This window comes from Planococcus circulans, from assembly GCF_020023385.1.
In the GTDB taxonomy this organism is placed as follows: Bacteria; Bacillota; Bacilli; order Bacillales_A; family Planococcaceae; genus Planococcus.
Map to the genome: position 1 here is coordinate 110,238 of NZ_JAIQCL010000006.1, position 12,260 is coordinate 122,497.

Below are 12,260 nucleotides of genomic sequence, written 5' to 3' on the forward strand. Positions count from 1 at the left end.
GATTTTTAACGATATCTATCTACTATTCTACTTAAAACTGGCTTTATTGCTTGATAAAATGCGTTATCAGATTTACCGAATAAAGATAGAAATTGATTTTCAGCCAAACCTGCAGTACTATAATTACCTGCTTGTCCAATAGCATAAGCAAGTGGGGCTAAATTAAATGACAATATGGCCGTCTCCAAGGATCCTAATGTAGCAATGGTTTTAATTTTATCTACTAAACCAAATCCAATAGCTCCTGTTGCAGCGCCTCTAATTGCTGTAAGACCTAATGCTCCTTTGTCTATATGGCTAGAAGCATTATTAACTCCATACTCCGCAACAAGCTCTAAATAGTAGGACATGATATTAATAAGAGCTCCAACTACTGCCCCCATTACAATTTGTGCTAAATTACCATTTGGATCGTAGTTCATCACCGGATTATTGTTTGCGTAACTATACCCATTTTGAGTCAATGGATTTTTTGTCTCTCCAGCTACAGGATCTGCTGCCAAGAAGACACCTTCTGCTGCATTGTAGTAACGGGCAATCAGGTAATAGTGATCGGTCTCTTCATCATATCGGTAGCCTGCGTAACGGTAAGGGTTCGCTTCTGCCAATGCTCCACTTTGGGACAGAATATTCCCCCAGGCATCATAGCTGTAGGAAGCGACTGTTTGACCGGAAGCGTTGGTCAGTGCTACAACGTCGTAATGGCCATTCAATACATAGAAGTACGTCTGCCCATTAGTAGTCATGGTCTTCGGAAAGCCACGCTGGTCGAAACTGTACTCTGCCGTAATAGTACCCGCGGCGTTGGTTTCAAACAGTACTTCAATGCCTTGGCCATAATGGTAATTTGTTCGGACGCCTCCGATGGTTTTGCTGGTGCGGCGGCTTTGTTCGTCATACGTGTAAGAAGCGACCAGTTGTCCGGAAAGCGTTTTGACGGTTTGAAGTTCATCGAACTGGTTGTACGTATAGTTGAATCGGTCGTCTTTGATACGATTCCCGTTTGAATCATAGGTAAAACTTACCCCATCTACGGAAGTTAGTTCATTGTTGTCATTGTGGCCGTAAACGGTCCGAGTGGTTTGCCCATTCTTCACCGTTTCTGTTTCCAACCGATTTCCCACTTTGTTGTATTCGTAGATTTCTACTGTCCCATCGGCCAGCGTCTGGCTCTTTAGTTGGTTCAGTTCATCGTACGTGTAGACTTTATTCCCGTTTGTCGAGGTGACGGTTTCGATATTTCCATTCTCGTCATGCGTAAAAGCTTCCGACAGAATGGACGTAGTTCCTCTTTTGACCGTCAAGTTCAACAATTGCTCAGCATCGTCAAAATTGAACCCCGTTTGGACGCCATTGCTATACGTAATAGAAAGTGGAAGTCCGACCGGTTCGTAACCAAACGTTACCAGATTCGTACCATTGCGGTTGATTTCCTTTAACTTGCCTGTTTCCGTAAAATCATACGATTGCGTAAACGAAGTGGTGCTAGATTTACCGATTTGAGAAGTTAATTCATTAGCATCATTGTAATTGTAGTCAACCGATAGCGTGCCACTTGTTTCAAGGTCCAGATTCTCATTGGCATCATAGGCAAAACTTTTTAGGTTTCCGGTTGAGGAATCCGTAATGGTTTTCACATTTCCATTCTTATCGTAGGTCATACCCCATTTTTTAACGCCATTTGCAGATATAGATTGCAGCTGATTAACGCTATCAAATGTATTGGTTAGATTCGTTCCGGAAGGCTTCATCGTTGAAGTAAGATTTCCATTATGATCATATCCCAACGTCGTAACCTCTCCCATGGGCATCGTACGAGATTTCAACTGATTCTGCCCCGTATACGTGAAAGCAGTCTTTTTGCCTTCTGCATTGACAACCGAAAGCAAGTTTCCGTTGCCATCGTAAGTGTAAGGAGAACTCCCACCTTGTGCATTTGTGACCCCTTTCAACAAGAGTTGCTGATCGTAAGCAAAAGATGTACGGTTTTGTTTAGCATCCAGTTGTGAAGTTACGTTTCCGAACTTGTCGGACTCGGTTTCTGTAATACGCCCCATCGCATCTGTACCAGATGTCTGATAATTGCTGCCTGTGTCATAGGCATACAGTTTTTGTGTGCCATCCGAAGCGGTGGTTGACATTCTATTACCATAGATATCGTAGGCTTGCGTCGTGATGTTGCCATCCGCTTCGGTCATATCCACCATATTTCCTTTGGCATCATAATTCATTGAAGTCATACCCTTTGAATTGGTTGCCGTCTTCAAATTGCTGAAATTGTCATACGTATTCGTGCGTTGAATCCCTTTAGCATCTGTTGAATTTAGCAGATTACCATTTGCATCAAAGAGACTTTTCGTAATTTTGCCTTCCGCGTCCGTGAATTGCGTTGGGTTGAGATTGGCATCCATGGTGTCCTGGCTTGATGTTCTGCCTAATGGATCGGTACTTGATTGGACACCATAATGATTATTTAAAGTCAGCTTTGTAACCCCGCCATTGGGATCGGTTATTTCGGAAGTGCGATTCGGTAAATCATATCGGTACGAAGTGACCGGAACACCAGTTCCAGATGGAGATGGTTGCTGAACAGATTGAACAAATGCACCACTATAAGTGATCTTTGTTATGTTTCCATTGGGATCGGTAATCGTGCTCATTTTCCCACTTGCATCATAGCCATAGAAAGTCGACAGGTATATCGTAGCGTCTGTGTATTCACGTACTTCCCGAAGGTTGCCGGCCGTATAATGATAGGTATATCTTTTCCCTTCAAACGCCACGCTTGAAATGCCCGCGCTGCCCTGTGTAATCGTCATTTTTCTTCCAGAAGCATCGGTCACACTAATAATTTCCCCTTGATCGTCATATGCATATTGAATTTTATTGCCATTTCGATCGAGTTGATAATCAAGTTGATAAATGGTGGAATTTGTTTCATAATCGATTCGTTGTATGGACCTTCTGAACAGTGAAACATCTCCACTCTTGCCTGTTATCTCATATGCTGTGTCTGCTATTTCAACCCCATGGCTAATTCTAGTGACCGGTACTTCTTTAATACTCCTATAAATACCAGGAGGCCCTATAAATTTCTTTGCCACGGCATCATAGACAAAGTCATGGGTCGTTCCATCTCGATCGGTATAATAGAGCAAGTTGTCTTCCGTTTGTGTAATGCTTTCCGATCCAGTAAACGACCATCCTGGCCCGAACGCATCAACTTCCGTAGACTTCGAGTTGTAAATCCGTTCAAATGCCATGCCTGAATTTCCTCGGCCACTGACATTGATATCACTGAACTGAACCACACCGTTGCCTGTTCCTACGTTGACAGCTAGGCTTCCCTTCGCTACCTCGTGTTGATCAAAAGTCCAATAGGATTCGAGTCCCACTCGACTTGCCGATACATAAGTGATGGCTAAAACAGGAGCGTAATCACTGTTACCGATATCGTTGCCGGAGATAAATTTTTTATAAGTTTTGATGCCTTCATTGTTTGCTTTTAACAGCAGTCCTTTATTGGTATATGGCTTGCCAATCCAACTTTGGATCTTCGCGGGTGGTATTTCCCATTTGTAATTTATACTTAGATCGGTAAGGTGTCCCACATTCGCGGTGTCCATAAGTGTACTGTCGTAATCTCCACCATTTGCAGTCCATGGATTAATCCCGTCGCGTTTGGACCAGCTAGCTCCTGCCTCTGTCCACGTATTGGTCACCTCATGCAAGTCAACAAGTATATCTGTATCATTCCAAACGGTTGCTAAACGCAAGTTCAGGGTTGCATCAAGGACCTGCGTACCTGCCGGAATTGAAGTAAGATCAAAATTCAACAAGGATCGGATTTTGTTTGTCGTCATGGAATTTTGATGAAGGCCAACGCCTAAAGTTGTTTCAGATCCTCCTGTATCATTGGGGAAGTAACTCCGGATGTTGGTATCATCTACATTTGCTAGTGTTTGGACCTTCACCACGGTCGGATCAATCACGACAGGATAAACGCGTTCTTCACTTTCCAGCCATTCCCGATTAGGGATGAGGTCAACATAAAGTTGGTTCTCCCGTTCTACAATCTTCATCTCTACATCGTAAGAAAATGCCTCCTCTGCAAAAGAAGTTACTTCTGGATTTTCCTTATAGCCTTCTGGTTTGAATGAGTCGTACATAAAAGGCTTGTCAAGATAGAACATGCTTTCCTTGGTTTCTGAATGGCTGAACAAGATACGTCCATCTGCTTGCGCCTCATAAGTTAGCCCAGTTAAATCCAAGGAAAATGAGAAGGATATAGGAGTGCCAGCTTCTGGTTTCTCTTTTAAAATAATATCTTCTTTTATACGATCGGTTCCCACTGTATATTTGACATCGACATTTGGGTATAGTTCGGGATAGACAATCTCATTTCCCGTTATTTCTGCCACGGATTCTCTTAAGTTATCCTGTGTCGTTGAAGGAGCTGCTGATTCTGTTCCAACAGCAGTCATCGCTACCGAAACATCTCCATTTTTGATCTCTACCAACTGAGTGTCCTCAGTTGCTTGTTCGCTAAAACTCGTTTCCAATGAATTGGCTTTGTTGACAAACCCCTTACCGGATGTTGCCGGAACAAGCGAATTGTCAATTGAGGTCCATTCTTTTTTATTTTTTTCTTTAAAATGAATAGGATTCTCTGAAATTTCCGTGGTAAAAGTCCCGTCAGTATTCTCAAAGGTCTTCGATTTTTCAGAGCGCATAGAAACAACTTCATTACCTTTACTTCCTGCAGATGGATTATCTGCTTGTGTTAAAATTTCTGTAGTAGGCTCTTGTGCTTCGACTTTTTCAGTTCCTATGTACTTCATCGGCAACAAGGTTATAAGTAGTGTTAACACCACCAACAACGTAATCCATTCTTTTCTTATTCTTCTTTGCAACCTGTTCAATTCCCCACCTACTCTTTCTTTTTTTTTGAAAAAATTACCTGTTTATTATTGTAAATAAATTTATTACAAATGTATGTATAATTAACAGTAAAATCTATTTATTTATTTTAAATATCCTAAATATGGTAATAACTATAGCTCTTTAGTTTTATTAAATGATAAGTAATTATTATTTGATAATATTTTTCTTTAATTTAATTACTCACTTATTTATTACCAAATGTTTAAGCATATATAAGAAAAATCATTTCCCTCTAATCAGTTTTAAATCGCAGTATTTATTCCATCTATATTTTTTGTTGTAAAAGAAAAAGGAAAAATGCTATAAAAAATGTAAATGAGAATTGTGTATATATTTTGATTTTTAAATGGTGCAGTTCCTCTTGAAGGAATCAGTGAAGAAGATGAAGAATTGCCGGCTACTGCAAGAAATGATTTCCAATTTGTTTTTGCAGACATGGAATTGGCTGCCTTAGGCGCTGGGATACTATTGTTTAGAAGACGCTCGATGGCTTAATAAAAAAACAAAAAAGCCGTATCTTTGCATACGGCTTTTTTGTATGTAGCTATTGGTTTGATTAGAAAGTGAGGTGCAAGTCTGCTCCCTGAATAAAGTCTATATAGCTATTCTTATTGTCGTTCTTGCAATGATGGGCTTTTATAGCTTCCAGTGGTGACAAAGTCTTCAGGACACTGAGACGGTTTCACTGGCTGAAATTGAAGGCTGAAACAATGCCGGGCCAGAAGAGGCTACAGAATCTGTCCAGCCTTCGCTGAAGAATTCTCTTGAAAAGGTTTAAGTACAGCCAGCTTTAATGGGTGATTACTTGGATCAATATCAACTCGGAGAAGAAGTTGGTCGGGTTGGATAAAGTCAAACAAGGCAACTCTATTTTCCTGGAGTATGAAAGATAGCGATATGAATATAAGGTTGAAAAAATGTGGGTGACCAATGCTGATGACCGAACCGTTATTGTAGATACAAATGAAGCGACTCTAACTTTGGCGACTTGTTATACGTTTGATTAAATTGGGTATGCTCCGGAACGTTATATCATTCAAAGCCAGCTTATAGGTGTACAAGCGATTTAGAAGTTATATTTCAGCTAATTTGTTGAAACCAATTGTTATAAAAACCGTAAATTATGGTATCTATTTGGAAATGAGGAATTCGACAATGAGCATTCAAGGAGTAATAGCTTTACTGATTTCTATATGTGGGATAGGGTTTGCCGGTTTTTCCCTTCTATCCAAAACAGCTTTTGAAGAAGTTTTTATGACAACAGAGCAAAAAATAAAACAGCGATTGTTTGCCTTACTTGCGGCTGTGCTTTATTTTACGGTTCTGTTTCCTTTTTTGTACGTCGCATGGGGAATTGTCGTGAATAATGTGGAGCTTGCGTCGATCAATTGGGAACTGGCTACAAGTATTGCCGTCAACACACTGGTGATCAGTGCCTTCATATTAGGTATCGGCATGAAAAAGGTAAGTAATTTCATTACTAAAGAGAAAACCATGTACAAAGTAAATATTGCGGATTTAGGAGAGGTGTACTTAATCAAAATGTTAGACCGAGAGACATGCATTTGTTCTCCAGAAGCGGATCTGGACTTAGACGATCTGAGTGAAGAGACTTTTTTAGTCAAAATGGATGATTTAATGAAGTTACCCATATTAAAAGAGATTGTTCCTGTGCCGACTCGCAGCATTTACCAGAAACTTTTCAACTGATTAAAAGCTAGCTGCACTTTTGTGAAACAGGTTGATTTTGAAATTATCTTCTTCTCCTTATAATGAAGCGTTTTTATAAGGACACCGTTATAAACCAGAAGGAAGAGGAAATGCTTTTTAAGCATTTCCTCTTCCTTTTTACTTCAATTTAGTTTTCTTTCCTGCTGCTTCTGATAAGTCCTGATATGTAAACTTGTGTCCATTCGAAATTCGAGCATTAAAACCTAATAAAGCAAGCTTTTGAATGTATCATTTTTTCTAATGAAAAGAGTTTCGTTTGGTTTTTCCTTGAAATCAATAGAATCAGGGATTTGAATATAACTTACTTCATAAATAAATACATTCAGCGGTTGATATTAAATATTGTAAAGAAAAAATAATATACTCTCTTTCGCAATTAAATTAGGGAGACTAATTTTTGAAGGCAACTTATCCATATTGATGATCTCGCAAAAAGTAATATTACGAAAACAAGTTGCATTTAAAATGTAGTATTGTCTAGTCATTTTGGAAAAAGTTAATCTCTTTGCAACTTACTTTTTTAGAAATATTTCACAATCCATAGGGGGAAACAACAGTATGTGCATAAACAGTATGTCCTCCTCTGCCGAAGGAAATCCAAACATCCGTCGGTGTCGAAGCCCATACATCATGGATAACTAAATTATAATAGTACCGCAAATTTTGAGTGGTTTCTTGATAGCTTTCAGTACCTACTAAAGTAACTGAATGTCCCACTTCACTATCCCCCTCTGTATTATAACTATCCAAATGAATAAGAGCTGGCCTTTTGGCAGCTATTTCATTCGACATATTAGCAAATGACGGAGCGCCTCTTCGATCGGAATTCGCATTGGCGTATCTTTCCTGCATATATCTATCTAAACCTATTTCTAGGTTCTCACCTGACGTTCCTCTAATTGAATCTGTGTTCATAAATGTATGTAATCTAGAAATAACAGAAGAAGGCGTATTGTCATAAGACATATTAGGATAACCATTTGCATCCCAATACATCACTATATTTCCAGAAGCTACAGGAGAACAATCATTAGCTCCAGGATAATGACCATCTATATAGTCAGGAACCCCACTGATCTTTCTATAAATACGATTTACTACGGAGGCAGTCGATACTTCACCATCACTTACTATAGATTCTTCATGAAGAAAAGAAATATATTCGCTGTACTTTTCCTTTTCTTTAGTCTTAATTTTTTCTTTAATACTTTCATCTAATAATTTGCCAGTACGCAAATCCGTTAAATTATTGTTCTCATCTTTAATTCCATATTGAACGGGACCTTGTAAACGCTAAACTAGACTAAACAGTTTTCCACAAATAACGGTAAACAGATTTCACCAAATAAGACTCAACAGTTTACTGATACTGATGCACTTTTAATATACTTGAGAGAGTCTATTGAAAGTGAGGAATGAGGAGTGGAAAAGTTTATGATTTACAACGAGATTCACCAACTTCGCAGCGCAGGCTTTTCAAATAGCGCAATCGCTAAGAAGCTAAAGATATCCAGAAATCGGGTAATTGACTACGGAAATATGACGCCCGAGGGGTTTTGTGAATTTGTTCTGTCGCTTCAAAATCGAAATAAGAAATTGGATCCGTATCACAAGGAAATTGTCAGTTGGTTAAAGGAACATCCGGATCTGACAGGTGCACAAATTTTTGATTGGTTGGAAGAGCGACTGGGCGTGAATACGATCGCTGAAAATACCGTCAGGAATTATGTGAATGAGCTGCGTGAGATTTACCACATCCCCAAACAAGCATCAGAGCGGACATTCAGTGCGGTGCCGGAGCTACCTATGGGGCAACAGATTCAAGTGGATTTTGGACAGAGGAATGTACTGACAACTGATGGTACGATGAAGCGTTTGTACTTTATTGGATTTGTGTTGGCGCATTCGAGGTTCAAGTATGTGGAGTTTCTGGACCGGCCCTTCCGGGCAAGCGATCTGATACATATGCATGAGAATGCCTTTCGTCACTTTGGGGGCATGTCCCGAGAAATTGTCTACGACCAAGACCGTTTATTAATCGTAAGTGAGAATTCTGGAGATTTGATTATGACGGCCGACTTCACCAAGTATCAACAGACGCGCAAATTTCAAGTCTACCTCTGCAGGAAATCCGACCCACAATCCAAAGGGAAAATCGAACAAGTTGTAAAATACGTCAAAAATAACTTTGTTAAAAACCGTACGTTTGATAATTTAATCGATTGGCAAGAGTCTTGTATGAAGTGGCTGGAACGGACGGGGAATAAAAAAGTCCATCATAATATCAAAAAAAGACCTTGTGAGGTGCACGCCCTGGAAAAGCAACACCTGCAAAAGGTCTCTGGTACTTACATTTTTGAAAAAGTCTTCACTTCGAGTATAACAAGAGATATTCAGCATGACAATGTCATTCGTTTCGGCTCAAATCGTTACAGTGTGCCTCGTGGCACTTATCGTAAAGGCGCGCCAAACATCGCGCTTATGTTCAGACGGATAACAACTACCTGTACATACGCCTGCAGGAACAGGGGGAAGTTTTAGCGAAACACAAATTAGCGAAAGGTAAAGGGGAAGTCATTTCAGACCCTTCTCACCGTGAACGGAATCAGACCAAACGAGATTTATTAATCCAACAAATTCAAGACCAATTGGCCGATACTGAATTGAGTAACTGGTTCATTGAGCGATTGACCGAACGATATCCACGCCATTTGATCGACCAACTGGAAGTCGTGCTTTCCGTCATCGGAAACTACCCGGACTATGTCGATGATGCGCTGATTACGTTTAATCGACTTGAGATGACGAGTGCCAATGAATTACGGGACATCGCTATCTCGTTAGAGATAGAAAGCCAAAAGAAACCAAAAAAAGTTGGCACGATCAACGAGAAGTACAAAGACTTTGTGGCACCTGAACGGACTACGGATATTTACCTCTCTGTCCTTCAAGGAGGTGTAAATCGATGAGCCATCCCTACGAAGGATTACAAGAAAAATGCCGAACCTTGCGGTTGGCAGAGACGGCCAAAGAATTGCCGAATTTTCTTCGCGAAGCTGAGGCGAAGGGATGGACCTATCACGAGTTTATCCATGAAGTGCTTAGTTATGAAACGCGTTGCCGAGAACGAAAAAACAGTGAAAAGCTCATGAAATGGGCAGAGTTCCCTGAATTACTGACATTTGAAGATTTCCGCTTGGAGGAACAAACAGCCATCGGCGAAAAGCAGCTGAATGTATTAAAGGAACTTTCCTGGATCGATGACTGTTTCACGTTGATCATGATGGGACCGACAGGCGCCGGCAAGACTCATTTATCGACTGCATTAGGTATCCACGCCATCGAGCGTGGGTATCAGGTGTCGTTTATATCGATGGAGCGTCTCATTTATGTACTGAAATCTAAAGATTACACGAGCAAGTCAAAAACCAGATATAAACGGATTGCCGCTTCTGATCTGATCATCATTGATGATGTCATGTACATGGCTTATGAGCCTCAAGAGGCTCATCTATTTTTCCAATTCATTTATGAACTGTACGACAAAGCGGCCTTCATATTAACTTCAAATAAAGGTCCAGGCGAATGGGGAAAATTCTTAGGCGATCAGACCTTAACAACAGCCATCTTAGACCGCCTGCTTCACCGAAGTGAGATTCTTACGTTCGACGAGAAGCAAGACAGCATCCGAATGAGATACCGAAAAACGTTATTTAGCAATCAAGGTGTTGAGTCTTAATTGGGGAAAACTGTTTAATTCTACTTGACGGTTACAGACCTAGATAGTAAAGAAGTTTTTCATCCTTCTCATATCCTGGATATACACTTCCAAAAGCAAATTCCACCACTGCATCTTCATTCTCAAGAAGTACATCGACTATCATATAACCCGCTATCGTTTTATCACTTTTATTATTAAGCAAAACCATATATTTCGTATCTTTTTCATTAATATCTTTCATTTTTTTTACCTTGCTGACTTCAACATCATTAAAATTAGAATCTCCTATTGCAATACGTTGAGCTACTTTCGCATTGACAATCTCTAATACATCATTATTTTGAACAGAGGTTATACTTTTATTTGAATCAGCTAGGACCTCCGCATTGTAATTTCCAGCCAATAGAATGGATGCCAACATTAAACCTGTAAAAGTTTTTTTAATCAATTTAATAGCTCCTTTTGAAGTGAATTTTAATAACATTAAACAAAAGAATTACTATTTGATTATATATTCAAACTTTTCTAACAACAAGACTTATTATTTATTTTTTTTACAAAATATGTTTTAAATTTACCTTTAGAACTAAAAAATAATGTTTACGTTCATTTTAGTTAATGATAAACTTACATTACTTGTAGAATGTTATTTTTTTTGGAATAATACATGAATTTAAACATGGAAGGGACAAACCTTAATGAAAATGAAGTTGTTAATATGTTTAATGATTTTATTATTCTTTATTTCAGGTTGTACTAATGACTCAATCGATCAACCTGTTAATGATGCCACTCTCGGCAATCCAACTCCTGAGGAAAGATTGTTAGAAAATCCAGATGCAGATATCATAATGATTGATAACGTTACTTATATTAAAGCAGAAGAAATAGATGGGAGAATTGAGAGTGATTTAGCTATAGGGGAAAAAGTACTTGAAGTTAAAATGCAATCCACTAATGCTTCTGATTTTAAAACTGGAACTGCTTCTAAGTTGCCTGTTGGAACAGAAATATTTAAAGCAAAGAATCCACGGTCCGGTTATATTGCTGTAGTTAATGGAGAAATGAGATTGTACATCTCTCGTGGTGAAGGTTGAAATGGTAAGACTGTTTAGCCCACTTAAGATAATATAAATTTTTTAAATAAAATGAGGGTGTTCTATAAATCCCTAAAATAAAACTGCTGAAGAAAAATGATTGATTTTTCTCCAACAGTTTTTGTTTCGTATGCGGTTTTCTCTGAAAGCAACTTCAGCTACAGTTACTTCATCTGGTTTTCAAGCTACTCGTACTTTTTCTCCAGTTCTTCAATTCTAGATAGATGTTTTCCGTCCGATTTTCTCATAAATCTAAGAATAGAATAAAAGTTTCGCCCCAAATAGACCTAAATATTTTTTCGCTGTAATAGAGGGATACGCTCGGCGCTGGTGCATCGGCAGACCATCGAGCAGCCAGTTCACCTGGCGGGAAGTGTTGAGCAGCGGCTGACTGGACCCGTGTTCCTGTCGAACAACCTTTTTTCCAATCGCCGGTAATAGCGCTAAATGCCATTGTGACCCTAGAATAGAATCTTGAGCTTGTCTTTCTTCCGGTTACAGAACACAAAGAGCCTGTTGGAGAAGGAATCGAGCTGGAACAGTTACTAGAAGATAACCGCCAATCCGTCGATTGACTTTTAAAGGTCTATTGGTTCAGCGGCCAAATACACCTGTTCGACAATCCGGCCATTCATTATAATTGGTCAAGTGTCCGAAGCGAAGAACCTTCATTAACAAGTCGCTCTGGAAGCCACTCATTACCTCAATTTCCACATTTTTTTCAACGTAATCGTATCACTCGAAGGTCCTTTCACCAGACAGAAGAC

At 39.4% G+C, this 12,260-nt stretch carries 10 protein-coding genes; 6 read left to right on the forward strand and 4 right to left on the reverse strand.

Annotated elements, in window-relative coordinates; all coding sequences use genetic code 11:
• Window positions 1-5: 5 nt before the first annotated feature.
• A complete protein-coding gene (locus tag K8U60_RS11410) occupies window positions 6-4,922 on the reverse strand; it encodes a DNRLRE domain-containing protein (protein ID WP_223638885.1) in 4,917 nt (1,638 codons plus the stop codon).
• Between the two features lie 939 nt (window positions 4,923-5,861).
• Between K8U60_RS11410 and K8U60_RS19165 the strand changes: the two genes are divergently transcribed.
• Complete coding sequence (locus K8U60_RS19165) at window positions 5,862-5,951, forward strand: sortase family protein (RefSeq protein ID WP_411730363.1); 90 nt, start codon at window positions 5,862-5,864, stop codon at window positions 5,949-5,951.
• A 148-nt stretch (window positions 5,952-6,099) separates the two neighbouring features.
• A complete protein-coding gene (locus K8U60_RS11415) occupies window positions 6,100-6,654 on the forward strand; it encodes a hypothetical protein (protein ID WP_223638888.1) in 555 nt (184 codons plus the stop codon).
• Between the two features lie 552 nt (window positions 6,655-7,206).
• Here the strand turns inward: K8U60_RS11415 and K8U60_RS11420 are convergent.
• Window positions 7,207-7,911 (reverse strand): hypothetical protein, encoded by a 705-nt coding sequence (locus K8U60_RS11420; protein ID WP_223638891.1) that lies wholly within the window; start codon window positions 7,909-7,911, stop codon window positions 7,207-7,209.
• A gap of 198 nt (window positions 7,912-8,109) precedes the next feature.
• Here K8U60_RS11420 and istA point away from each other — a divergent pair, with 198 nt between their 5' ends.
• The 3 genes from istA (at window position 8,110) to istB (ending at window position 10,414) form a co-directional block, all read left to right on the forward strand.
• Window positions 8,110-9,216 carry an IS21 family transposase gene (gene istA, locus K8U60_RS11425; protein WP_223638894.1) on the forward strand — a complete coding sequence of 369 codons (1,107 nt, stop codon included), beginning with the start codon at window positions 8,110-8,112 and terminating at the stop codon, window positions 9,214-9,216.
• Between the two features lie 122 nt (window positions 9,217-9,338).
• Complete coding sequence (locus K8U60_RS11430; protein ID WP_223638897.1) at window positions 9,339-9,644, forward strand: hypothetical protein; 306 nt, start codon at window positions 9,339-9,341, stop codon at window positions 9,642-9,644.
• Window positions 9,641-10,414 carry an IS21-like element helper ATPase IstB gene (gene istB, locus K8U60_RS11435; RefSeq protein ID WP_223638899.1) on the forward strand — a complete coding sequence of 258 codons (774 nt, stop codon included), beginning with the start codon at window positions 9,641-9,643 and terminating at the stop codon, window positions 10,412-10,414. Before K8U60_RS11430 ends, istB begins: the two co-directional genes overlap by 4 nt.
• Before the next feature lie 31 nt (window positions 10,415-10,445).
• Here istB and K8U60_RS11440 read toward each other — a convergent pair whose 3' ends face one another.
• On the reverse strand, window positions 10,446-10,844 hold the full coding sequence (locus K8U60_RS11440; RefSeq protein WP_223638902.1) for a hypothetical protein: 399 nt from the start codon (window positions 10,842-10,844) through the stop codon (window positions 10,446-10,448).
• 250 nt (window positions 10,845-11,094) lie between these two features.
• Here K8U60_RS11440 and K8U60_RS11445 point away from each other — a divergent pair, with 250 nt between their 5' ends.
• Window positions 11,095-11,493, forward strand: coding sequence for a hypothetical protein (locus tag K8U60_RS11445; RefSeq protein ID WP_223638904.1), 399 nt, complete (start codon window positions 11,095-11,097; stop codon window positions 11,491-11,493).
• 461 nt (window positions 11,494-11,954) lie between these two features.
• On the opposite strand, the gene tnpB is transcribed toward K8U60_RS11445, so the two are convergent.
• Window positions 11,955-12,035: a transposase gene (gene tnpB, locus K8U60_RS19170; RefSeq protein WP_223639354.1), complete on the reverse strand. Its 81-nt coding sequence runs from the start codon at window positions 12,033-12,035 to the stop codon at window positions 11,955-11,957.
• Between the last annotated feature and the right edge of the window lie 225 nt (window positions 12,036-12,260).